Source organism: Alistipes sp. An66, assembly GCF_002161445.1.
Classification (GTDB): Bacteria; Bacteroidota; Bacteroidia; order Bacteroidales; family Rikenellaceae; genus Alistipes; species Alistipes cottocaccae.
The window spans coordinates 79,197-104,598 of the sequence record NZ_NFHT01000001.1 but is presented as its reverse complement, the minus strand read 5'-3'; the positions used below and the strand labels follow the sequence as shown (position 1 = coordinate 104,598).

General features: G+C 61.0%; 13 protein-coding genes. 3 read left to right on the top strand and 10 right to left on the bottom strand.

Annotation, left to right across the window (positions count from 1 at the left end; all coding sequences use genetic code 11):
- Nucleotides 1–32 precede the first annotated feature (32 nt).
- The gene (locus B5G16_RS00395; protein WP_087259970.1) at nucleotides 33–2,039 is read right to left on the bottom strand and encodes a glycoside hydrolase family 97 protein; all 2,007 of its coding nucleotides are present in this window, start codon (nucleotides 2,037–2,039) and stop codon (nucleotides 33–35) included.
- Between the two features lie 252 nt (nucleotides 2,040–2,291).
- The gene (locus tag B5G16_RS00390) at nucleotides 2,292–5,147 is read right to left on the bottom strand and encodes a TonB-dependent receptor (RefSeq protein ID WP_087259968.1); all 2,856 of its coding nucleotides are present in this window, start codon (nucleotides 5,145–5,147) and stop codon (nucleotides 2,292–2,294) included.
- 185 nt (nucleotides 5,148–5,332) lie between these two features.
- Between B5G16_RS00390 and B5G16_RS00385 the strand changes: the two genes are divergently transcribed.
- Entirely contained in the window at nucleotides 5,333–6,286 is a 954-nt protein-coding gene (locus B5G16_RS00385; RefSeq protein ID WP_162611992.1) for a metallophosphoesterase, read from the top strand.
- A gap of 125 nt (nucleotides 6,287–6,411) precedes the next feature.
- Here B5G16_RS00385 and B5G16_RS00380 read toward each other — a convergent pair whose 3' ends face one another.
- From B5G16_RS00380 to B5G16_RS00355, 6 genes are all read right to left on the bottom strand, one after another.
- Complete coding sequence (locus tag B5G16_RS00380) at nucleotides 6,412–8,370, bottom strand: calcineurin-like phosphoesterase C-terminal domain-containing protein (protein ID WP_162611991.1); 1,959 nt, start codon at nucleotides 8,368–8,370, stop codon at nucleotides 6,412–6,414.
- A gap of 82 nt (nucleotides 8,371–8,452) precedes the next feature.
- The gene (locus tag B5G16_RS00375; RefSeq protein WP_087259962.1) at nucleotides 8,453–9,379 is read right to left on the bottom strand and encodes an ROK family protein; all 927 of its coding nucleotides are present in this window, start codon (nucleotides 9,377–9,379) and stop codon (nucleotides 8,453–8,455) included.
- A complete protein-coding gene (locus B5G16_RS00370; protein WP_239405898.1) occupies nucleotides 9,360–11,219 on the bottom strand; it encodes a class I mannose-6-phosphate isomerase in 1,860 nt (619 codons plus the stop codon). Before B5G16_RS00370 ends, B5G16_RS00375 begins: the two co-directional genes overlap by 20 nt.
- Before the next feature lie 42 nt (nucleotides 11,220–11,261).
- Nucleotides 11,262–12,704 (bottom strand): hypothetical protein, encoded by a 1,443-nt coding sequence (locus B5G16_RS00365; RefSeq protein ID WP_087259958.1) that lies wholly within the window; start codon nucleotides 12,702–12,704, stop codon nucleotides 11,262–11,264.
- On the bottom strand, nucleotides 12,697–13,956 hold the full coding sequence (locus B5G16_RS00360) for an MFS transporter (protein ID WP_087259956.1): 1,260 nt from the start codon (nucleotides 13,954–13,956) through the stop codon (nucleotides 12,697–12,699). The genes B5G16_RS00365 and B5G16_RS00360 overlap by 8 nt, the downstream gene beginning before the upstream one ends.
- 34 nt (nucleotides 13,957–13,990) lie before the next feature.
- Entirely contained in the window at nucleotides 13,991–15,478 is a 1,488-nt protein-coding gene (locus B5G16_RS00355; RefSeq protein ID WP_087259954.1) for a GH39 family glycosyl hydrolase, read from the bottom strand.
- 178 nt (nucleotides 15,479–15,656) lie between these two features.
- Between B5G16_RS00355 and B5G16_RS00350 the strand changes: the two genes are divergently transcribed.
- A complete protein-coding gene (locus B5G16_RS00350; RefSeq protein WP_087259952.1) occupies nucleotides 15,657–16,691 on the top strand; it encodes a GntR family transcriptional regulator in 1,035 nt (344 codons plus the stop codon).
- A 92-nt stretch (nucleotides 16,692–16,783) separates the two neighbouring features.
- Here the strand turns inward: B5G16_RS00350 and B5G16_RS00345 are convergent, their stop codons facing one another.
- Both B5G16_RS00345 and B5G16_RS00340 read right to left on the bottom strand, forming a co-directional pair.
- Nucleotides 16,784–18,649 (bottom strand): RagB/SusD family nutrient uptake outer membrane protein, encoded by a 1,866-nt coding sequence (locus tag B5G16_RS00345; protein ID WP_087259950.1) that lies wholly within the window; start codon nucleotides 18,647–18,649, stop codon nucleotides 16,784–16,786.
- 23 nt (nucleotides 18,650–18,672) lie between these two features.
- On the bottom strand, nucleotides 18,673–21,756 hold the full coding sequence (locus B5G16_RS00340; RefSeq protein WP_239405897.1) for a SusC/RagA family TonB-linked outer membrane protein: 3,084 nt from the start codon (nucleotides 21,754–21,756) through the stop codon (nucleotides 18,673–18,675).
- 276 nt (nucleotides 21,757–22,032) lie between these two features.
- Between B5G16_RS00340 and B5G16_RS00335 the strand changes: the two genes are divergently transcribed.
- Nucleotides 22,033–25,353: a DUF5689 domain-containing protein gene (locus B5G16_RS00335; RefSeq protein ID WP_143260794.1), complete on the top strand. Its 3,321-nt coding sequence runs from the start codon at nucleotides 22,033–22,035 to the stop codon at nucleotides 25,351–25,353.
- The last annotated feature ends 49 nt before the right edge of the window (nucleotides 25,354–25,402 follow it).

Here is a 25,402-nt window from a genome sequence, read left to right as displayed (position 1 = left end):
CGCTCCTGTTTGTACGGGCATCCCGTCTGCGGCTATTCGCCGACGGGTTCGAAAGATACGGCGCAACCGCCGGCCTGGAGCATCTCGATCCGCAGGGAGTCTGCGGCGGAGAGCCTCCGCTCCTCGATCCGGCAGGCCGTCCGCAGCGGGGAGTCGGGGTCGTCGGCGTAGATCCGGGCCGTGTAGGCCACGCCGGGACGGAGAAAGTCGAGCGGCTGTACGATGGCCCGGGCTTCGCCGTTGGTCCCGGCGCCGAGGAAGAAGCGGTCGCCGGCACGTCGTGCCACGACAATATAATCGCCGATTTCGCCTTGCAGCGCCTCGGACCAGTCGCAGTCGGCGTCGAAGTCGCGGAAGAAGCGGAAGGCCGGATGTCCCTCGTAGTTCTCGATCAGGTCGGCGGCCATCTGCAAGGGAGAGTAGATGATGACCCAGTTGGCGATTTGTCGGGCGAGCGTGGTTTTGATTTCGCAGCGGGAGTTGTCGCCGTTCCACTGGATACGGCCGGGATCGTTTTTTGCCCGTTCGTAGTAGATGTCGAAGATTCCCGGCGTGTAGTCCATCGGTCCGCTCAACAGCCGCACGAACGGAAGCGTGCAGAGATACTCCGCGGAGTTGCCTTCCGACCAGGCGTTCCACTCCATGCCGCGGGCCCCTTCGCGGGTCATCATGTTGGGCCACGTGCGGCGGATGCCGGTCTCCTTGATCGGTTCGTGGACGTCGAGCATGATGCGGTACTTCGCCGCCAGCTCCACGACGCGCTGGTAGTGCTGCACGCCGTACTGCGAATGGTGGAGGTATCCGCCCCGGAAGCCGCCGGCATACCCCGTTTTGAGGGTGTGGACGCCGAGTTCGGCGTAGCGATGCATGGCCCGCTCCATGTTTGCCTCGTAATCGGGGATGTTGCCTCCGGTCTCGTTGTGCATCCAGAGTTCGACCCCTTTCTCGGCGGCGTAGCGGGCGATGCGTTCCAGATCGAAGTCGGCATAGGGCTCCACGTAGTCGAACTGCTGGTTCCCGCCCCAGTTCTCCCAGCCGCGGTTCCATCCCTCGAACAGCACGCCCTGGATGTTGTTTGCCGCGGCGAAGTCGATGTGGCGGATGGCGTTTTCGGTCGTTGCGCCGTGGCGGGGTCCCATGGTCCAGACCTGCGTGCCGAGGTGCATGCCCCACCAGACGCCGACGTACTTCTGGGGGCGGATCCACGATGTGTCGGCGATTTTCGAGGGTTCGTTGAGGTGGAGGATCAGCGCCGAGTTGATCAGGTCGACGGCCCGGTCGCCGATTTGCAGCGTCCGCCAGGGGGTGGTGAAGGAGCCTGCGAGACGGGCCTTCACGCCGTCGGGCAGCGGGGCCGGCTCGGCCTTGAAGAGGAGCGAATCCTGCCGCACGAGGTGGATTTCGGGGTAGTCGTAGAGGGCGGCTTCGTGAATCGAGCCGTAGAGGCTGCCGATGCGGAAGGTGAAGGGTGTGTTGGCCCGTTCGACAGCCGATACGGGGAGTTCGCGGTAGGGGAGTTCGTAGGTGTCGTAGTTCCCGTCGATGCTCCACGAGAGCCCGTCCTGCGCGAAGCGGAAGGCGGTCCGTTCGTCCGTGATGCGGAGCGAGTCGGCCGGAGTCCGGTATTCGTATCGGAATCCCACGCCGTCGTCGAAGGCCCGCACGCGCAGGGTGAGGACGATGCCTTCGGGGTTGCGCATCTCGACGGCCATTTCGCGGTGCCGGTCGCGGAGGATTTTGTTTTCGCCCCAGGGTTGGGTCCAGGTTTCGTCGCGGCGGTCGCGTGCGACCCGTTCGATCGAGAAGCCGTCGGCGAGGTTCGCTTCGCGGGCTTCGAGTCCGAGCCGCGACGGTGCGATGAGCGGCCGGCCGTCGACCTCGACCTGCCAGGCGGGGCTTCCGGCCTCATTCAGGGTGACGGTGGCGCGGATCCTCCCGTCGGGGGAGGAGACGCTGGTGTCCGGGGTGCAGGCTGCCAGGACGAGGGCCGTTGCGAGCCCTGTCGCGACGGCGGCGGAACGGAGCGGGGATCGTTTCATGGTCGGTTTCTGTGAACGGTTTCGGCCGGCCGGGACCCGGCCGGGGGCGGGGTCTGCGCGGCACGATGGCAAAGTTAGCATTTTGGGCGTTCCGAACCAAATCCGCGGTTCACTCGATCGCGCTCCGCACTCCGATTCAGTCCGCTTTTTCCGGCAGGCGGATCTGCCGGAAAAAGACGGTTCGGATTTGAATCCGAACCGCCTTTCCGCACGGATGCGGCTTCGGGGCACAGCCGCTCCGCCTTCCGGATGTCAGAAGCGCACCCTGGCGCCGAGCGAGCAGCGGATGCCGTAGTACTCGGCCTGCTTCACGCGGTCCTTCGTTCCCTGATAGTAACGCAGGGGCTGGTTCAGCAGGTTGCCCACCTCGGCGAAGATCGAGATGTGCTTCGAGGCGCGGACCGAGACGTTGGCGTCGAGGTAGTTGACGCTGTCGTAGTAGCGGTCGGTGAAGGGGGTCATACCCATCTCCTCGTTGTCGAGGAACGAGCTGGCGTAGTTGTACGAGAGGGTTGCCGTGAGGCGCCTGTTCTCGAAGTAGAGCGAGGCGTTGACCGTATGCTCGGGGGTTCCGGGCAACTGGATGTCATCGGCGCTGCGCCCGGCGAAGATCGGGTCGGTCAGGCGCGTAACCTTCGAGCGGTTGTAGGTGTAGTTGGCATAGATGCCGAAGTTCTTCAAGGTGGGGGAGATGAATCCCAGGTCGCGCTGGAAGGCCGCTTCGATGCCGAAGAGCATGGCGTCGCCGGCATTGACGGCCTTGTAGAGCTCCTTGAATTCGGTTCCGCCGATCGTCTGGTCCTCGATCATGGCGTCGACGATGAAGTCGGAGATCTCCTTGTAGTAGACGCCGGCCGAGACCAGACCGATCGACTTGAAGTAGTATTCGAACATCAGGTCGCAGTTGTTCGAGACGGTGTTGCGCAGGTCGGGGTTGCCCATCGTGTACTCCTCGTCGGCGAGGTTCACGCGGTCGCCGGGGACCATCTGGCGGAATTTCGGACGGGCGAGCGTCGTGGTGAAGCTGGCGCGCAGCACCATGTTGTCCACGGGTTCGTATTTGAGCAGCACGGAGGGGAGCCAGTTGTCCGTATCGTTCTTGCGGGAGGTCGGTGTCGAGGTGATGTTCTCCTCGTCGGCATCCACGTGGAGGGCGTTTCCGGTGTAGTCGTAGACGGTGTGTTCGAGGCGGAGTCCGGCGATGAGTTTCAGCCGGTTGCCGAACTGCTGGTCATAGCGCAGGTAGGCGGCGTGAATGGTCTCCTTTCCGGTGTAGTTCTCGGCCTCCTCCATCGGGTTGCGCGTGCGGCTGAACTGTGCGGCGTCGGAGAAGTCGAGATGCGAGAGGTACTGTTTGCTGACGAAATCCCCGACGACGTAGTCTCCGGCGTAGAAGTTCCTGCGCGTGGCGTCGAAGGTGTTGCCGGCGCTCATGGCCCGGGCGAGGAACGAAGCCTCGTCGGCGGGCTCCACGTCGTAGAAGGTGATCAGTTTCGACTTCTCCTTGTCCTGATACTTGTATCCGGCGCGGAGCGTTCCGGCGAAGGTCCCGGTGAAGAGGCGGGCCCGGAGGTCGATATGGGCCTTGTATTCGTTCTCCTCGATCTCGCTGAACGACTCGGTCAACTCGTCGAGCTTGATGAAGTTCGTCGTGTTGAGATCCATGAGCGAGGGGTCGGCCGGCGTGAAGCGCGGTTCGCGTTCGTCGGAGAGGTCGACATCGAAGCGGATCGGGTTGTCCTCGTCGCTTTCCAGCCCGATGTACCGCTCGTTGGGACGCTCCTCCGAGGCGCGGGCGTAGTCGAAGCCCCACTCGACGCCGAGCCAGCCGAGGTTGTGCTCTCCCGAGAGGGCGATGTCGGCGGTCTGCTGGCGTTCGAGGCGTGCGAACTTGTTGTCGGGCGATCCGCCTTTGGTCTGGCGCCGCAGGTAGGCCGTGGCCGTACCGTCCGCCTCGGGCGTAATGTCCTTGTAGGTCAGGCGGTAGCGATTCTCCCAGTCGTTGCGGCGGTTGTACATGCCGCGGAGCTCGATCTTGTGGTTCTCGTTGAATTTCCAGTCGAGCGAGAGCGAGTAGCTCTGGCGTTCGCGGTGGACGTAGTACTGCCGGATCTCGAACTCGTCGACATAAGCGTTGCCGGCCTCGTCCTCCTTCCAGGTGGCCTCGATGTTGTCCGATCCGATCGGGTTGTTGTGGTAGGCGAGCGACGCCATGACGCCCAGCCTGTCCTTGAAGAAGCGCGAGCCCCAACTTGCCGAGCCGTTGAAGGTGACACGCTGCGAAATGGGGTTGTAGCCGACTCCGGCCGTAGCGGTTCCGGTCTGGCGATAGGGTGAGTTTTTCGTCACAAGGTTCACCGCTCCGCCGATCGCATCGCCGTCCATGTCGGCCGTGACGACCTTGTGGACCTCGATGGTCTGAATCATGTCCGTCGGGATGAGGTCCAGCTGTGCGGCGCGGGAGTCGCCCTCGGCCGAGGGGAGGCGGTTGCCGTTGAGCGTCACGGAGGTGAGGTCGGGGGCCGTGCCGCGGACCTGCCCGAAACGCGCCTCGCCCTGGTCGTACTGGACGTTGATGCCGGGGATACGCTTCATGGCGTCGCCGATGTTGGCGTCGGCGAAGCGGCTCATCTGGTCGGCGGCGACGATGTTGCTCACGCCGTCGTTGTTCTTCTGGATGGAGAGGGCGCGGCGCTGTCCCTCGACGATTCCCGAGACGACGACGTTGCCGATGGCCATTCCCTCGTGGAGGAGGAATTCGCAGTGCAGGGGCTGCTCCTTGCGGATGTCGCAGTTCTGGCAGATCTGCTCGTAGCCCACGTAGTTGACGCAGACGTCGTACCTTCCTTCGGGGACTCCGCGCAGGGAGAAACTTCCGTCGGCGGCCGTGACGGCGCCGAGATTCAGTGCGCGGATGTAGACCACGGCGCCCTGAATGGCGTGGCGACTGTCGTCGAGGACGACGCCGGTGATCGACCCGCGGGGAGCCGCAGCGAGGGCGGCGGCCGCATCGGTTTCGGTTTCGCCGACGGGAGCTGCCGTCAGCAGGAGCGGCGCGGATGCGCACAGCACCGCTGCGAAAAGGATGGGAAGGCAATGTTTCTTCATACGAACTGAATTTGATATCCGATTTCAGCGGCAAAAGTAGAGGGGGATTGTTACTTTGCTTTTATGGCTCTGCAACATCCTGGTTGCAAGGGTGTTGCAAATCCGTTAAATTCGCCGGGCCGGATTCCGCGCATGCGATTATTGCCTATCTTTGCAGTCGGAAAAACTTTTTAACCGTTGTTTGTATGAACAAGATCTGCTTTATGCTGTTGGCATTGGTCTTTGCGTCGTGTGCATCGACCGAGCCGGAAAAGAGGGCCGCCGAGGGAACCTATGACGGCGAGTTGAACATCCTGATGCTGGCCGATGCGGGCCGGAACGGCTCCTACGACCAGCGCCTGAATGCCGAATGGATGGGGGTCTATGCCGACGCCCTGGGTCCGGAGTTCGTGATCTCGTGCGGGGACCTGTTCCACTATCAGGGAATCCAGTCGACCGCAGACCCGCTGCTGTGGAGCAACTTCGAGAGCATCTACACGCACGGGGAGTTGCAGTGTCCGTGGTACGGGGTGCTGGGCAACCACGAGTACCGCGGCAATACGCAGGCGATGATGGATTATTCGGAGGTGAGCCGCCGCTGGAACATGCCGGACCGTTACTATACGCTGTCGGTTCCGCTGGACGACGATGAACCGGATTCGGAGCGGGTGCGTTTCCTCTTCATCGACACGGCGCCGCTGATCGACAAGTACCGGAACGATCCGGCACAGTACCCCGACGTGCAGGAGGTGGATCCCGATGCCGAGGTGCGGTGGATCGACAGCGTGCTGCGCGTATCGCCGGAGCGGTGGAAGATCGTGGTGGGACACCACCCGATGTACACCTACGACAAGAAGGACGACATCGAGCAGGAGAACCTGCGGGCCCGGTTGGAGGAGGTATTCCGCCGGAACGGGGTCGATGCCTACTTCTGCGGACACATCCACACGTTCCAGCACATCCGCACGGGTCGGGACAGCATCGACTACGTGGTGAATACGTCGGCCTCGAAGCAGCGGGCTCCGCAGCGGGGTCCGCTGACGCAGTATGCGGGCGAGCATTCGGGGTTCGGGCTGCTGTCGTTCGACGAGGGGGTGATGCACTACACGCTGGTGAACAGCCGCGGCGAGCTGGAATACGAGATCGAACGCCGCAAGTGACGCTCCGCCCGGAAGAGGTGCCGCGACGCCCCGCCTGCAACGGGCGGGGCGTCTGCTCGGAGCCGGAATCAAAAACGGACCCCGATATTGCGGGGTCCGTTTTTCGATGACCGGGAGCGGAGGATCTATTCCATTCCGTACGAGAGGGCCTTCGGACGGCTCATGACCTGTTCGTATTGTTTCCCGAATCCGTCGGTCACGACGATCCGCAGCGATGATGAGGCCGTGCGGGCCTTCACCTTGAACATGTGGGCCGTGTAGGAGGTCGGGAAGGTCAGGGTGCTGGCTTTGGCGAGTTTGCGCATGTTGTAGGAGAGCACGTGCAGCGGGTCGTATGTGCGGACCCGGGTCGTTGTCAGTTTCGAATTGTCCGAGAGATCCGTCACTTCGATCTTCCAGTCGTCGGCCCAGTCGAAAACGTTGATGAGCACTTCGTTGTTGCTGTTCTTCTGATCGTAGCCACAGGCATACTTCGTGAAATCGGCGTTGCTGGCCGACGGACAGAGCTCCGATTTTTCGAGCAGGCATTCGTTCAGGTCATACGTGCGGAACTGGTAGGAGGCCTCCTTGCCGATGCCCTTGTAGTACCAGCCGACCTGTTGTCCGGAGGCCTCGAAAATCTTGTATCCGCCGGGCGATCCGTCGCGGCAGATGTGGTTTCCGGCGTAATCCGTGTGTCCCGTCCACCACCACGTGGCGCATACGGCCGCGATGTTGTGTTCGCGCAGGGATTCCGATTCCGTGACGTTGAAATTGTTGTGGGTGTGTCCCGAGAGGATGCTCACGTTGTAGCCGTCGAGACACGCCACGAATTGTTCGGCGGCCTCGATGTTGTACTCCGTGGTCGGCTGCCCGGCCGTATTGAGCTTCGGCGTCGTGTGCAACGGGATGTGCATGCCGATGAAGACCGGCGTCTGCCTGTCCACCGTTGCGAGGTCCTTTTTCAGCCATTCGAGTTTTTCGTCCGCGATGCGGGCCGCGTAGCTGTGCGTTCCGCTGATCCCGTCGGGGTTTTCATAGACGACGTTGTCGAGCAGGATGTAGTGGATGCCGCCGATGTTGAACGAGAAGTCCGTGGGTCCGACGATCTGGCGGAAGGGGGCCGCGGCTTCGAAGTCGTTGTTGGCGATCTGCGGGTCGTTGTCGTGGTTGCCCGGTGCGCTGAACACGGGGAAATCGAGCGATTTGAGGTCGTTCTGATAGTCGCTCAAATCGTAGTTGTTGTCGTACCAGTAGCTGTCCCAGGCCAGATCTCCGAGGGCGATGCCGTAAATCGGGATGTTCTCCTTACGGCAGCTTTGCAGGTAGTCGGTCATTTCGCGCAGGAAGCCGCTCTGGAACTGGCTGCGGTCCGAGACGCGGTTGGCCAGATGGACATCCGTGAAGACCACCACGCGGTGCCGGTCGTTGTCGCGCTTCGTGAGCGGGAAGTCGCGCTGTTCGACCGTCGAGGCCGGCTGGTTCAGGTAGCGGAAGAACTGGGGAGTCGTTCCCGAATGTTCCACTTCGTAACCGCTCGGGACCGAGATGAAGACATATCCGTTTTTCTTGTCGGAGTTGAGGTAGTAGATGCCTTTTGCATCCGTTTTCGTCACTTCGGTCCCGTCCGAGACGACCACGCCGGCAACGGGCTGTCCGCCGCAGGAGACGATTCCCTTGACGTTCATGCCCGCCTGGTCGGGAACGTCCGAGAGCAGGTTGATGGTCGTACGCCCGAGGAGCAGCCGCTGGTCGTTGCGCAGCACGTAGACCTTGTATTCTCCGTTGGTCAGGCCGTCGGGGACGGTGAAGACGATCTCCGAGGCGGAGACCCGTACGGTCGGAGCGGTATACTCCGTCGAACCGACGAGCGCCGAACGGAGCAGAATGACATCCCCGGTTTTGAACCCCTTGCCGGAGACAGCGATTTCGCCGCCGACCGAGGTGTCGATCTGTTCGGGCAGCACGACATCCGAAATGTTGAGGATGCCGCTCTCTCCGGTGTCGTCTTTCGAACAGCCCGCGCTCCAGGCCGCGAACAGAATCAGGACCGTCGAGATGGCGGCCATACGACGGATCATTGGCGTGAAAAGGTTGTTTTTCATAGGTTGTGCATTTGGTTTGTCCTGTGGTCTGCGGAGTCGCCCGACCTCCGGGACGCGGGAAATTCCCCGCGTCCCGGAGGTGTCAGGCTTCCGTCTGCAAATCGTCGATACGGGCGAGCAGCCCGTAGAAGGCGGCGTGTCCGATATGGGCTGCCGGAGCGATGCGCCGCAGGCATTCTGCTCCATGCAGGCCTTTGCGCAGACCCGGTTCGAGGTGGATGTACGAACGGGAGATCTGGCCGCCCAGCAACAGACACTCGATGCGTTCTTCGAGGATCCGTGCGCGGAGAGCCTCGCCCAATGTGCGGCCTACGGTCGCAAAGGTCTCCCGGGCTGCCGGGTCGCCCTCGCCGGCCATGCGTCCCAGATCGGCGACCGTGAGCGACGGCTCCGTGCCCCGTCCCGTTATCTCGCCGTAGATCCGCAGGAAGGCGCGTTTCGAGGCGTAATCCTCGAGGATCCCGTCGCGGAAGGGCGTCTTGTAAATGGTGATCCGCGGTGATCCGGTCGGGGAGTACTGCACCCGGCCGTCGAGACAGCAGGCGAATCCGAGTCCCGTCCCGAGGGAGATGAGCGCCGCGTTGGCGAAGCCCCGGGCATTTCCGCAACGCATTTCGCCCAGCATCGCGGCGTTCACGTCGTGCATGAACAGGACGGGCATCGACGGCCCCACGGCGGTCCGGGTGCGGAGCAGGTCGAGCAGCGATATGCCGTATACGCTCCGGAACTTGTGCGACATCAGCGGAATGCCGTGCTCGAAGTCGAAGGGCCCCGGGAAGGCGATTCCCAGCCCTCCGATCCGCAGCTCCCGCTCCGCCGCGGAGCGTATGCCTTGCTCCGCGGCGGTGACGAGTGCCTGTTCGATCGCTTCGCGCGGCCCGTCCGACGGCATCGGAACGGAGTATTCCGTCCCGGGGAGAAACTCGCCCGCGCCATCGGCAATCACGGCTTTGAGAAATGTTCCTCCGACGTCGAAAAGCAATTTCCCGTTATTCGGCGTCGAATCCATCTTTGAGCATGGTCTTGTGCACGCAGATCGGCTCCGTGCGGAGGTTCTCGATGACGTAGCGTCCCATGTCCGCGGGAACGACCACCATGTCCATGAATTCGGCGTCGAAGTGGCGTTCGGGGTGTTCGACCGAGCGGATGCGGATCCGTTCGCCGTCGACGAGCGTCAGCACGTGGAACTTGCCGTTCGTGTTGTCCTCGATGCTGGTCTCGAATTCGAGGCGGCGCAGCGAGAAGTAGAGCATGTCGCACTCGCCGACGATGTATTCGGTCCAGGTGTCGCCCTGACGGGCGATGCGGGGCTGCTGCACGATGTGGTCATGGACCCACGAAGCCTTGCGCTCGAAGGCGAGGTTGCGTTCGCCGTGCCAGGTGTGGATCGGGCGGGGTTTGCCGTCGAGGTCGGCGCGCAGGTAGTCGTAGAGCTTGTAGGTGTAGGAGCCGATCGTCAGACTGCCGATCTCCAACACCACCTGGTTGCGGCCCGAGGAGTGGATCGTTCCGGCCGGGAGCATGACCTGCAAGCCGGGTTTCGAGACCTCGTAGTTGACATATTTCAGGTAGTCGACGGGTTTGTACTCCGTGTCGGCGAGTTTGATGTCGCGGATGAACTGCTCGGTGTCGGCATCGTCGCGGAATCCGACGAACGTGCGGGCGTTGTGCCCTGCCACGACCACGTAGTAGCTTTCGTCCTGACGCCCCAGTTCATCGAAGTTCTCCTCGTTGTAGCGGGCTCCCGAGTGGACCTGGATCGACATGTTGCCGTTGCTGTGGTACGAGTCGTCGTAGTTGAAGCGGATGGGGAAGTATCCGTGGAACTTTTTCACGCAGGCGTTGCCCATGATGGCCTCGCCCTCGCGCTGTACGAAGGTGAAGAAGGGGAATTCGACCCGTTCGGCTCCGGCTTCGACAACGATGCTGACCTCCATCGGGATCAGGTCGAAGACCCACGCACAGTTGCGCATGGCGTCGGGCAGGTTGCGGAGCCGCTTGACATAGGTGCCGCCCCAGACCCCTTCCAGATAGACGGGCTTGCAGCGGAACGGATAGGCGGCCAGGGCCCCGAGCATCTGCTCCATGGCCTCGCGCGGCAACAGGTGGATGCGGTCGTGGTGGTCGGAGGCGACGTAGTAGTCGAGCACACCCTGCTGCACGAGCTCTCCGCGCAGGTGTACGGCCATTTCGAAGTCGACGTAGTAGCAGCGGCGGATGACGAGGTTGGCCGGGCGGGCCGTCCGGTCGCCCAGGTTGGCATACTCACCGCGGCGGATGCGCAGGATCGACTCCTTGGGGGTGACGTCGAAGTAGCATTTCACGTCGTAGAGCGGACGCAGACTGCCGATCAGACAGCCGTATCCGTAGACGGCGATCACCTTGCCGCACGGAACCTCGCTGCGCAGCTCGGAGAGCCGGCAGCGGAACGCTTCGATCTTTTCCGCGTCGAACATCGCTTCGAAGCCGCCCCGGAAGATCCGTCCGTAGAGCAGGGTCGGGTCTTTCTTGCGGTCCCATTCCAGATAGGGGTCGACCATTTCGTGGATCGCTTCTTCGGATTTGTAGACCCGGGCGAAATCCACCGCTTCGAATTCGATGCCGAGGAGACCGAGCTGCTGCGAGAGCAGGTTGATCATCCGCGACCAGTCGGCCGTGGTGTATCCGTCGAATGCGACGATGAGGTTGCGTCGGGGGGCGGTTTTCAGCGTTGCGGCGAACTCCCGGGCGAGACGGGCTGCCGCTTGCAGGGTCCCGGCCGTGACGGATTCGATGGTCTTGGGGGCGAGTACCGGCTTGTTGACGGCCCGCGGGTCGTCGTAAGGGTACGGATTGTACATGAAGCTCATGATCTGGAAATTTTATGGATTTTTTTGTGGATGATGCGGTGTTTATTCGATCGGGTGGAAGTCGAAGTCCATCAGGGCGGCGACCTCTTTCAGTTCGCGGCGGTAGTCGCCGTCGACCACGCCGAAATGCTGCGTGCTGCCCACGCGGAGGATCTGTTCGAAGAACCGCTCGACGGGGATCTCCGGACGGAAGATGCTGTGCGAGTAGGTGGCCAGGATGTGGTCGCCGGGGAGCGATTCGGCCATGCCGCAGATGAGTTTGTAGCGGCCGTTCTCCTCGATGAGCTGTGCGAGGGTCTTCCGCCCCGGGGAGATGCGGTACCAGGCGAACGGCGCTCCGGCGTAGCGGTAGCTGGTCTTGGCGAACCGCACGTCGCGGGCGATGACCACGTTCTGCTGCCAGGCGGGGTCGTTGTGGTCGTTGGGCCCGGCGTGTCCTCCGGCGAAGGTCCCGAACTCGGATTCGATGTGGAAGGGTTCGAGGAAGTTCACGTGCTTTCCGGAGAGCAGTTTCAGGATGTAGCAGATCAGTCCGGCGCCCGTGTCGGCTTCGGGAACGAGCATCGAGGTGTGTTCGTTGAACCACGGGTGGTAGAATCCGGCCCGCAGTCCCACCAGCTGGAACATGGCCTGGTCGATGTCGTTGAATACCAGAATGTCGGAGTCGGACATGCGGGCCATTTCAGCCAGTCCGATCGAGGCGCGGACCGAGGCGCGGAACTTTTCGGGATCCACGTCGTCCATCATCCGGTAGCGGTCGGTCAGCTCGTCGCAGTAGGCGTTGAGCGCGCCATCGCTCACGCTGTCGATGACCTCGCCGTAGGTCGAGTAGGGGAGGAAATGGATCTCCGGTCCGATCTTCGTGAAGAGGTTGTAGGGGTCGACATAGGTGGACCACATCGCTTCGTTGTAGTTGGCCAGCAGGCCGAGGTTCGACTGCCGCAGCAGACTGCGCACGCGGGCCGCGGCGGCGAAGGTCCGGATCTGCTCGGTCACCTCGGCGCGTGATCCCATGACGATGCGGACATGTTTCCGTCCGATGCGGGGCAGCGACCCCGAGCCTTCGAGCGATCCGACCAGTGTTCCGGAACAGAGATACTCGATGAAGTCGTCCTCGTCGAGTGTGTCGCGGAAGACCATCCGCTCCCGGGCCACGTTGACGAAGATCATCGGCAGTTCGGGCATGTCGCGCAGGAAGCGGATCCAGGCGAAATCCTCCGACCAGGAGAGGAACTCCGCGATGACGAAGTCCACCTTTTCGGCATAGAACCGCTCCATGGCGCGGCCGACGTCTTCCCGTTCGTAGACGATACCCGGGAAAACGACGTCGAGGAAGTCGAGCGTTCCGAGAATCTCCTCCACCTGTATGGCCTTGCGTTCCCCATAGGTTCCGTGCGGCAATCCTTCGCCCAGATTCTTGAACCGGGGCGATGCGATCAGGAGCAATCCTGCCTTCGCTTTTCTGTTTTTCTGATTGCTATCCATGTTTGATACGATTATAGTTTTTCATGTAGAACCACTTGCTTCCGGCAAGCATTGCCACGCCGCAGACGAGCCATACGCCGGCGAGCATCGTGATGCCGAAGGAGAGTCCGGCAGCCTCCTTCACGGCGCCCAGGACGACGGGTGCCAGGGCGCCGATGGCGAATCCCGTCATGATCATGACGCCGGAGGCCGAGGAGTGGTAGCGTTCGGGGACGACGTCGTAGAGGACCGTGTAGGTGTTGGCGTCGAAGAAGGCCCGGGCGAATCCGAACCCGGCGAATCCGAGGTAGATGACCCACAGCGTCGCGGAGTGTCCCATCATCACGATGAACGGCACGGCGACCAGCAGGCCGATGCCCTGCATGGCCATCCGGCCTGCCGGATGTTTCGCTCCGATCCGGTCGGAGACGCGCCCGGCGATCAGGATTCCCGCGAAGGCGAACAGGTGGGTGTAGAACATCGAATGGAATCCCGCGGCGGCCAGATCCATGTCGAAACGTTCGTAGAGATAGGTGGGCATCCAGGTCAGATAACCCGTCAGCACGAAGATCAGACCCGAGAAACAGAGCGTCAGAATAAGCGCCGTAGGGGTTGTGAAGACGATGCGGAAGCCCTCGACGAAACGGGGTTTCGGGGCCTTCTCTCCGTTGGTGTCCGTTGCGGGAGCCTTGCGGTCGCGCAGGCGCAGGGCCATGATGATGCCGTGCAGAACGCCGATTGCGCCGAAGATGTAGAAGGCGCTGCGCCAGCCCCAGAGTTCTCCGACGACTCCGGCGGCGTATCCGCTGATGATGATGCCGATATAATAGGCCGTCTGATGGATCGACATGGCGAAGGCGCGCGTGCGGTCGTGGTAGTCGGCGATGAGCGAGTAGTTGGCCGGGCCGAAGAAGGCCTCGCCGCCGCCCGTGGCGACGCTGCGCATCACGACGAGCATCAGGAATCCGTTGCAGAGTCCCGTGAACATGGTTGCGACGCTCCAAAAGAGCACGCTTGCCGTCACGATCCATTTGCGGCTGAAACGGTCGCCGATGAAGCCTCCGATCGGGACCAGTACGGCATAGAAGAGGTTGAAGATCGTGGCGATCGTGCCGACGGCCACGTCGCTCAATCCCAGGTCCTCGCGGATAAGCGGCAGCACGACGTTGAAGACCTGCCGATCCGCCTGATTGAGCAGATAGGCGACCCAGAGCAGTGCGAGTACCTCCCACTTGTATTTTGAGCCCGTGCGGGGCTTGTTGTTTTCCTTCATGGCTGGTTAAGCGTTTTTCGACATTCGGAAGCGGTCAGAAGCGCATGTCGCGGGTCGAACCGGAGGCCTGTCGTTCGGTGGTCCGCGTTCCTTCGGGCAGGGCGCTGCGTTCGAGGATGACCACCGGGCTGTCCCAGACGGGCAGTCCCGTGAACTTCATGCGACCGCCGTCGGAGTGCCCGTGGTATTTGGGCAGGGCATAGATGCGTCCGGTCACCATTTCGATCAGTACGGGGTCTTTGAGCGCGAGGCCTTCGATCCACAGTTCGATCGGTTCGAAGGTGAGGTCGTCGGAGGGGATGCGGTCGTTCTGCCAGACGATGGCGCCGATCAGCTTGTCGTCTTCACGCTCGATGCCGGCCACGGTGAGTCTCCGCGGCGTGTTGCTCTCGCAGTTCAGCCGTCCGGCCGACCGGAATTCCGGTCGGAAAAGGTTGACCATGTGCTGCACCGTATGGAACGACGGACGTTTGTAGACCACCTCCTTGAAGAGGTTGGTCCGTAACAGCCCGAACGACTGCTGCATGTTGGGATATTGGAGATCGACGAACGTGAAGATCGACGAGCGGATGCCCATCATCCAGTCGTTGGCCATGCGGCGGGCCACCCATTTTGCCTGGCTGTACTCGCTCCATTCGTAGTAGCGCAGGGCGTGGGCCCATTCGAGGGTCGACGGGCATCCCGATTCGCCCTGGAAGAGCCGGATGTCGGGGTTGTAGGCGCGGATCAGTTCGGCGAGGGCCTCGATGCCGGGGGTGGCGTCGTCGGGGTTCTCGTGGTAGGGGTGGAAGCTCACATAGTCGAGCATGCCGAGTTGTCCGCGTTCGCGGAGCAGGTCGAGGACGTGTTTCGTGTATCCCAGCGGCATGCGCGAGAGCCCCATTCCGATGATGACGGCGTCGGGCTGGATGCGGCGGATCGTACCGACGGTGTTCGACAGCAGCGATGCGTAGGCGTCGTAATTCGTTCGGTTCTCCCCGAGGTTGGGTTCGTTCCAGATCTCCCATTCGTGGACCTTGCCCCGGTAGCGCGAGACGATCGTTTCGACGAATTTCAGCCACGCCTTCATCGTGGGCTCGTCGGTGAAGATTTTCGATCCGAGACTCTTCTCGGCGCCGTATACGGGATTTCCGTATCCGAGGTTGATCCACGGCTGCACGCCCTCTTCCAGCATGCCGTCGACGATGTGGTCGAGCCACGCGAAGTCGTAGTGTCCCTTTTTCTGCTCGCAGCGTGCCCAGCCGCTCTGGATGCGGGCCGAAGCGACGCCCAGCTCGCTCAAAAAGGGTTTGTAGTTGTCGAAATTGCCGTAGTCGCGGTCGAGGGTTTCGCAGCCGATCGACCAGTCGGAGGCCCCCAGTTCGTGGGTGGTACGGGTCGGCAGTGAACCGACGAGTTCGAGTTCGGGGCCGGTCATCAGCAGTTTTTTCCACGTCAGCGACCAGTGCGGGGTTTCGGTCTGGGCCGAAGCGGAGACGGCCAGGCAGGCCGTTGCCGCCGTGGTGCAGATAAACTTGCTCATTTGTCGGGGATTTAGTGTCATGTTCGAGTTATTTTTTCTATATTTGTACTAAATCAGATCACACTTAACTCAACACCTGTTTTTCCATAAACTAATTTAGTGTATTGTGGTGTGGTGCAAATATAGTCCAAAATATTGCGAAAAACAAAAAAAACAGTTACTTTTTATACTTCCGGATATGGCATATACCATAAAAATCGATCTGAAATCGCAGACTCCTGTTTACAAGCAGCTCATCAGCAATGTTGAAACGGCCATCCACGACGGTGAATACCGGTACGGGGACCTGCTGCCGTCGATGAACGAGCTCTCGCTCCAACTGGGTATCTCGAAAGAGACGGTTAAGAAGGCCTATTCGCTCATGCGCGACAAGGGGATCATCAGCGCCACGCAGGGCAAGGGGTTCTATGTTTCGTCCGAGAACAGCGGGCAGAAGCCCAAGATTCTGGTGCTCTTCGATAAATTGAGCACCTACAAGCAGGTGCTTTTCAGCTCGTTCTCCTCGACGATCGGGACGCAGGGGGAGATTACCATCCGGCTGCACAACCAGCAGGTCGAACTGCTCGAATACTACATCGACGAGAACCTCGACCTGTTCGATTACTATGTCATCACGCCGCATTTCCCGCTCGACGAGCCCACGCAGCGGCGAGCGGTCAAGGCGCTCACGCGGATTCCGAACCGCAAACTCATCCTGCTCGACCGTTACATCGAGTCGCTGCCGGGCAATTACGGCGTTGCCTATCAGGATTTCACCAACGACGTCTACGACGGGCTGATGCAGGCTTCGAAGAAGCTCCAAAAACAGAACAAGCTCAACATCATCACCGAAGCGTCGAGCCTCTACTACTCCTTCATCCGCGAGGGAGCCGAGCGTTTCTGTGCCGATCACGGCATTCCGTGCGAGTTCCACCAGACGGTGACTCCGGAGATCGTCCGTCCGCAGGAGGTTTATCTGATTCTCAACGGCCAGCTTGATACGGAGCTCATCGACCTGGCCCGTGCCGCGAAGGAGAAAAAGCTCAAAGCGGGCCGGGACATCGGTTTCATCTCCTACAACGAATCTCCGATCAACGAGATCGTGCTGAACGGACTGACCACCATTTCGACGGATTTCCGGCAAATGGGGGCTGTGGCCGCCCGGATGATTCTCGACAAGCAGCTGCGCAAGGTGAAGTGCGATTTCCGGATGACGCGTCGCAGCACGTTCTGACGCGGGGCCGGTGATCCCGGATCCGGATCTGCAACAAACAACCCTGCCCTCGACGGGCAGGGTTGTTTGTGTTTCCGGAATCTCCCGGCGGATCAGTATCCGGGATTCGGCTCGATGTTGGGCATGACGTTGAGGGTCGTGGTGGGGATGGGCCAGAGGTAGTGTTTCGGGAGGAAAACCCGCTGGGCGAGCTTGTCGACATAGACGTCGTTGGTGAAGAAGTCGGGCTCCCCCTTCACGACGATCGAGAAGTTCGGACATCCGTCCTCGTCGATCTCCGGCACGGCGCCGTGGAACCACATGCCGTTGTCGATGTAGGCGCGCTGGCGTTTTTCATCCTTTTTGGGGAGTCCGTAGTTGCGGTAGTTCATCACCTTTTCGGAGATGCGCCACCGGTAGAGGTCCAGGTAGCGCTGGTTCTCGAAGGCGAACTCCATGCGGCGCTCCGTGCGGATGATCGTGCGCAGTTCGGCCTGGTTGGTCGTGGTGACGGCGGGATAGCTGCCCGTATCGCCGAGGCTTACGCCATAGGCGCGGGCGCGGACCTGATTGACGGCATCGAGCACCGTCTGGTCGATCTCTCCCAGTTCCATTTTCGCTTCGGCATAGATCAGCAGCACATCGGCGTAGCGCAGCAGCAGCTTGTCGGGCTCCACCTCGAAGGGTGAGAGCCAGTCCTCGTCGATGCCCTTGCGGAGCACCAGCCCGTTGTAGGAGGCGTACTGGTTCGAGGTGCCTTCGATGCGGTAGGTGCGCGAGTCGTTGTTGGTGACCTCCTTGCCCTCGCGGTCGCTGTACACGGTCTCTTTGTCGAAGTGCGGGTCGTAGATCACGCCGAGGTGCTTCGTCCCGAACTCCACGATGGTGTAGGCGCAGCGCGGATCGCGGTTCTTGAAGGGTTGGGAGGGATCATAACGCGGAGATTCGTCGATCGGGAGTCCGTCGTCGCAGAGGAACGAGCACAGAAGGTCCCACGACGGGCAGACCGTCGTGCAGGTCGAGGCCCCCGACAGCCGCGAGAGTTTGGCCGTGCAGGACTGCCCGTTGAGGTACTGCCATTTCGAGCCGTTGGAGAGGATCTTCGAACGCGGGATCACGAAGATGCCTTCGGGCGAGTTCTTGGTCGATTGCAGGAAGAGTTTCCCGAAATCCTCGTGCAGCCGGTAGACGCCCAGCTCCATGCATTTCGAGGCGGCGTCAGCGGCTGTTCCGAAGAGTCTTTCGGCCTCCTGGATATTGCCCAGACCGTAGGTGTCCCATTTGCGGATGGAGGCGAAGTGGAGCGCCGTGCGGGCCTTCATGCCGTAGGCTGCTCCCTTCGTGGCGCGCTGAACCTCCGAAGCGGCATACTCCCTGGGCAGCATGTCGACCACGGCGTCGAACTCCGAGAGAACATCTTCGAGCACCTGCCAGCGGTCCTGCCGTTCGAGCAGATAGGCGGCGTTGCGTCCGGCTTCGGTTTCGATGTCGATATCCTCGTCGACGACCACCACGTCGCCGAAGTGCATCAGCAGCCGGGCATAGAAGCAGGCGCGGTAGAAGCGGGCGTTCCCTTCGATCCGGTTGTAGGTGTCGGGATCCATCGAGGCTTTGAGTTTGCGGAGTTCGGTGATGATCTTGTTGCAGCGGTTGATGCCCGAATAGGTGATATCCCACATGCGCGTCACGACGGGATTCGTACCGTTGAGGTTTCCGTTGTTGAACGTGATGGTCGTCGTGCGGTTGGTGAAGTCATCGGTGAGGGCATCCAGTTCGCACTGGTTGGAGGAGTTCCACTCGTTCCGTTCCTGGGGCCAGAACTGGTGGAGCAGAATGGCGTTGAGGTTCATCTCGAACTGTTCGGCTGTCTGGAACCAGTTTCCGGTTGCGGCCTCGTCCCTGGGCGAGAGGTCGAGATCGCTGCATCCGAGGAGTGCGGCGCAGCAGAACGCGAGGATTGATGATTTTGGTGTTTTCATATCGGTATCAGCATTTTATCTCGTTAGAAAGTGATGGAGGCGGAGAAAATGACCGATTTGGTGATCGGGTAGGAGGTGACGCCGCCTTCGGGATCCCAGCCTTTGGGGAAGTGGCTGATGGTGAAGAAGTCGGTCAGGGTGGCTGCGAAACGCAGGTTCTTGATCCACACCTTCTTCATCCATTTTTCCGGGAGAGAGTATCCGAGCGTGATGTTCTTCACGCGGAAGTAGGAGCCGTCGAAGAGCCAGAAGTCCGAATAGGCGTAATTGCTGTCGTTGCTGTTCCACGAATAGCGCGGATAGCGGGCCTTCATGTTCTGCTCGATGGTGTTCTTGCGGCTCCAGGAGTTTCCGACGATGATCTCCGGAATGTTGTACCACTGGCTGCGCAGGGGCTGTACCATAGCGGTCGAGAGGTAGGAGTTGCGTTTGCCGACGCCCTGGAAATCGAGACTGAAATCGATGCCTTTCCAGGCCAGCGAGATGTTGCCGCCGTAGTTGAAGTGCGGGAGCGACGAGCCCAGTACGGTTCGGTCGTATTCGTTGTTGATCAGGGGCGATTCGGGATCGGCGTCGGCCAGGTTCTTGTAGCGGATGTCGCCGATCTGTTCGTTTCCGTACTTTGCGGCTCCGTTGAGTTCGTCCTGTGTCTGGAAGAGTCCGTTGCTGACGAATCCGTACCACGAATTGTATTCGACGCCTTCCCGGATGATCTTGCCGTCGGAGATGATCTCCCGGTTTCCGATGTAGCCCATCGTCGAAACGTCGTCCGAGATATTGAACGATACGGAGTATTCCAGCTCGCCGATGCGGTCGCGCCAGCCGAGCGTCAGTTCCCATCCGCGGGTATTCATCGTTCCGACGTTGTCATAGGGGTCCGTCAGGCCGATGATCGGGGCGATGGGCACGGTGAGCAGCATGTCGTCGGTACGCTTGTAGTAGTAGTCACCCGTGAGGGTCAGCCGGTTGCGGAACATCGTCAGGTCGAGGCCGATGTCGTAGGTCGTGGTGGTCTCCCACGTGAGGTCGCTGATGACGGCGGCGGTCTGCGAGTAGCCGGGGATGGCCGTGACGTTGTTTCCGACATATCCGACTCCGTAGGCAGGGGTCAGAGTCGCCTGATAGGGGTAGTAACCCTGGATCCGCTCGTTGCCCAGCTGTCCGTAGGAGACGCGGAGTTTTCCGAAGTCGAGCCAGTTCTTCGCTCCGGCGAGGAACTTCTCCTGCGTGAAGACCCAGCCGGCCGAGGCCGAGAGGAACGTACCCCAGCGGTGGTCGGGAGCGAACCGCGAGGAGCCGTCGCGGCGGATGTTGCCCTGCACGTAGTACTTGTTCGCGTAGTTGTACATCACGCGCCCGAAGTAGGAGCGGCGGGCCAGTTCGTAGACGTTGTTGCTTTCGGCCGTGACGGCGTCGGTGCCTCCTGCCGAGAGGTAGGGGATGAGCGAGTGAGGGAACGACGAGTTCGAGGCCTGCAATCCCTCCTCCTCGTACCAGTAGTTCTCATAGCCGATCATGGCGCTGAAATTGTGGTTCTGGCCGAAGGTTTTCTGGTAGTTGGCGTAGAACTGGGTCGTGTGGCTGAACGTATCGTTCCGCTGTTCGGAGAGTTCGGTCACGGTTGCGTCGGAGATGTAGTTGCTGCTCGTGGAGGAGAGGTCGTCGGGCGAGCTCCAATAGGGGACCTGGGTGGTGAAGTTCTTGTTCTTTCGGTAGGTGAACTTCGGGGCGAAGATTCCGGTGACGGTGAGTCCTTCGAGCGGCGTCACGTCGAGCTGGAAGCGGGCCGAACCGTAGTAGGAGTGGCGGTTCTTCGTTCCGCCGTCCATGAGGGCGGCGTATTTGTTGTTGGAGTCCTTGCCCGGGGCGTAGTGTCCGTTGCTCCACACGGCGGCATAGATCGGCGGGATGTAGCGCATCTGGTTCGACGGTGAGGTGGCCGGGTCGAGTTCGTCGGTCTTGCGCAGGGAGATGTCGGCTGCGGCGTGCATCCATTTGAAGATCCGGACGTCGTTGTTCAGCCGCACCGTGTAGCGTTTCCATGTGAGGTTTTTGGTGAAGAGACCGTCGATGTCGTCGTATCCGATGCTCAATGCGGTGCTGCGCTTGCTGTTTCCGGAGCGGACGGAGAGGGTGTGCGACTGCCGCACGGCGTGCTTCTTCAACAGCAGGTCGAGCCAGTTGACGTTGGGGTATAGATCGGGGTTTTCGCGGTTGAGCTGCCAGTAGTTCTCGATCGTCTCGCGGGGGTACTCCTGATACCATCCGCCGGAGGGCGTATCGTTGTAGCGCAGTTCGTTCACGGCCTCCATGTATCCGATGGCGTCGGTGTAGTCGGGCAGAGTGGTCGGGTAGTCCAGTCCGAGCGAGTAATTATAGGTGACGCTGGTTGTTCCTTCGCCGCCGCGCTTGGTCGTGATGAGGATGACGCCGGCCGCGGCCTGTGAACCGTAGATCGAGGCCGAGGCGGCATCTTTCAGGACGGTGATGCTGGCGACGTCGTTGGGGTTGACGTCGGAGATGCTTCCCGGCACGCCGTCGATGAGCACGTAGGGGTCGGAAGCGCCGTCGGTCATCGAGGTGATTCCCCGCACGCGGATCGTGGCCTCCTCACCGGGAGCGGAATGCGTGCGGGTGATCGTTACGCCGGGCATGGCTCCCTGCAAGGCCGAGGAGATGGTGGGCTGCTGACGGGCGATGATCTGCTGGCTGTTGACCGAACTCAACGATCCGGTCAGGTCTTTCTTGCGGGCGGTGCCGTATCCGACGACGACCACGTCGTCGAGGAGGGCGCTCTCCTCTTCGAGGATGATTTCGAGGAAGGTTTTGGCTCCCGGGGTGACGGTTTGTGTCTTATAGCCGATGTAGCTGACGGTGAGGGTTGCATTTGCCGGAAGAGGTTGTTTCAGGTTCAGGCTGAAATTTCCCGACAGATCCGAGGAGGTTCCGGTCTGCGTACCGGTCACGATGATCGTAGCGCCGACAACGGGATCTCCGGCTGCGGTTTTGACGATACCTTCGAGGTTTCGTTCCTGCGCGGGGACTGGGAGGGGAGATGTCAGAAAAATCGCTGCCAGAAAGATGCAGAGTGAGCCGAATGGACCCAAATTGCATTTTCTTCGAAATTTAACATCAAAATTTTTCATGTTTTTAGATTTAGTAGTATATTTGCAACACCACACCATACTACACCAATTCAGGTCACACAATAGGTATAAATAGTGTTGTCTGGTGTGGTGCAAATGTAAGCCTTTAAATTGAATTTACAAAAAATTAGTTGTTAAATTTCAAAGAATGTGTAAAAAACAGGCCCATTAATTCCTGAATTGGCGTTACGGCGCATCCGGAAGCGTCCGCGCAATCACCTAAAAAACCCGAATGACATGAAAAAACTCTTCTTATCAGCCGTTGCAGGCGCGCTGCTCTCCGTACTGTTGGTACAGACGGGGTGTACGCAGGACCCCGACGTGGATACGACGTGCCGCGTGGAGGTGCCGACATCACCCTTGTCGATCGACGGGGTGGGTGGAGATCTCACTTTGGATGTCCGAAGTAATGCCTATTGGAATCTATCGGCGGTGGATTCCGAAGGAAATACCCTTCGCTGGGTGACGTTCGATCCGCGTGAAGGAATGGGGGATGCCCGCGTCACGATTACCGTGGCCCGGAACACTACGGCTTCGGAGCGGACGGCTTCGGTCGTCGTTGCCACCGACGACGGAAACAGTTCGATGACCGTACAGTTGACGCAGGGTGCCGGTGTGGCTTCCACCTCCGGATATGACTTCCCGCTGGCCGACATGTTCTTCATCGACGACAACTATCAGCTGTCGAACGGTTTCATCGACGGTAACAGCTGTTATCTCGACGGGGGGCTGGTCATCACGCGGACCGGGTCTTCCGATTCCGGGTTGACGTTCGTCTGTCCGTGCCACAATGCGTCGAAGAATCAATATTACCAGCGCGGTCTGGTGGCCGGGAACTGGAACGACGGGGATGCGTGGTTGTTGGAGATTCCCGTCAAGGAGGAACTTTCGGGCGATCTCCGCTACGGATTCGGCTCCCGTCGCGACAACATTCTCTCGGGCAATCCGTGGAAACTCGAATGGAGTTCGGACGGTACGACCTTCCATGCCTTCTCGGGTGCGACCGTCCAGGGAGCGTCGGAGGCCGTGTGGAAACTGGCCGAGTTCACCATTCCCGCTGAGCAGAAGGTCCCGGCCGGAGGCAAGCTGCTGATCCGCATGACCCCCGACGATCCGACCAACCTGGGATCCGCTTCGGATCCCGGTACGGTGTTATTCCAGCATGGGTTCCAGGTATTCAGCGCTTCGGCGCCCAGGAGCGAACTGCCGTCTGCCGATACGGAGCGCATTGTCTTCTCCTGCGGGTTCGATGATCTGTGCGATGTCGACAATGCAACGGATATCACCCTCGATCAGGGCTTCTTCAACTCCTGCCGCGGCGGATCGTACGGGATTCCGGAGGCGTTGAGGGGGTTGGTTTCGATCATCAACGGCTATGATCGCCCGGGTTATCTGCACCTCGGGACCTCGACCAGTCCGGGCACCTTCTCCGTCACGCTCAAACATCTTGAAGAGATGAACATCCTGCGTACGGACGTGAAGGTGAGCCTGCGGGCCGCGGCGGTGCAGAGCGTGCTGGAACCGGTCGACGGCGACATCCGCGTCACGGTGGACGGCGAGAGCGGCGCGACGGCCGACAACGAGGGCCGGGCGGGCACGGTCAAGGCCAATGTTTTCGGTGAGGTGTCGGCCATCATCCGCGGCGCCACTCCGGAGACCGTCGTCACGATCTCGAATGCCAACACGGAGATCGAGCATCGCTTCTGCATCGACGACATCCTCATCGAGGTGGAGGGCGAGCCCGAACGTCCCGATGCTTCGACACCGACGAAATGCGGCATCGACGAGGTGCGTGCCCTCTATTCGGGTTCGGCGGTGCAGATCGGGGAGAACCACTACCTGCTGGGGCGCGTGGTCTCGACGGACAACGTTCCGGAGGGGTGCTTCGCCCTGGCCGATACGGAGTCCGGCCTCTTCGTCAAGGCGGCGGTCGACGGCGTGGTTCCCGGTGACGAGGTTCGGGTCGTCGTGCTGAACGCTTCGCTGGACAAGGTGGACGGGCTGCTCGTTCTGACGCCCGATGCCGGGGCCGAGGTCGGGAAGACCGGCGAACCGGTCGAAGAGCCTGTTCCTGTTGCCATTGCCGTTTCGGATCTGGCGGGAGGCGCCTGCGAGGGTCTGTATGTCGAGATGCCCGCTTCGCAGGTGATCGACGCCGATCTGTCGCGCTCCCTCGGAGGCGAGGTTACGTTCGAAACGGCTTCCGGCGATACCTATGCCGTGAAGACGCTCCAAAACGCCTCGTTCGCTTCGCAGAGCGTGCCGCAGGGCAGCGGACCGGTCTTCGGCATCGTCGCGGAGGGCAAACTGATGCCGGTTTCTGCCGATGACGTGGCCCGGATGACCGCTGCGCGCTTCGGCGAGAAGGTCTATGCCATTACGCCGGTTTCGGAGTTCTTCCTGGCCGATCCCACGACCCTTTCGGGGGAGGAGTATTCCGTCTACGGGTGTACGCTCGACGGGGAGAACCAGTTGGTGACCTTCGATTCGGGCAATACCGTGCAGCGCATGGGGGGAACGTCCGATCGCACGGGGCGTTTGGCGGCAGTTGCCAGCCAGCTTTACAACGGTCGTTTCATCACGACGGGATGGAGCGGCGAGGATGTGCTTGACCAGTCGATGGTGATCCGGATGAAAGCGGCTTCGGAACTCAAAGGAACGCTGCGTTTCGGCTTCGGATGGCAGACGGCGTCGAAAGCCAACGTTCCGAAGACGTGGAAGGTGGAGTGGAGCACCGACGGCTCGCAGTGGAACGGCGGTGTCGAGGTGGCCGTGACGCCCTTTGTCGATTTCGCACCGACCTTTGCCGTTACGAATGCGTCGCCCTTCAAGATGAGCCGCTTCACGCTGCCCGAGGGGACGACGGTCCCGGCGGGTTCCGATATCTGGATGCGCATCGTGCCGACCACGACCGACACCTACGGCGGCGGGGCGCTCGATTCGTCCGATCCCCTCTACCTGCACCACGGCTTCTACCTCTCGACCGATACCGAGCGTGCCTACCATACGAGCGACCTGCCTTCGGACGGCAACGTTGTCTTCACATACGGGTTCGACGAGGCGATCCACGGCCACGACTACTTCATTCCGGCCCGACACTTCCTGTCGAACCCGGCCAATCTTTACATTCCGGCCGGTTGGACCGGTACGGGCGAGACCCGCGAATGTCCGGGTTATGTGATGTTCGGCGGCAATTCGAATGCCAAGAAGGGCTCGCTGACGACGCCGAAACTGACGAAGCTGGGCGATACGCCGACCGACATTACGGTGAAGTTCAAACTGGCGTTCTTCATGCCGGCGAACTATGCATCGTCCGAGGCGAAGACTTTAGCGGTGGCTGCCGTAAATGCCGGGACGGTGGTGAGCCAGCCCGATTACAGCTCGATTCCCGTGATTCGGGGTGCCACCATCGCCGAGATGGAGCAGACGGTGGCGACCTACGTCAAGTGGTACGACTACGAGGTGCGCATCACCGGAGCCACTGCCCAGACGCAGATCACCTTCTCGACCACGGCCGGACGTCATTTCCTCGACGACATCGTCGTTGTCCGGGATTAACCGGTCCGGATTCGGTTCAGCAACCGGAGCCCGCTTGCCGGGCTCCGGT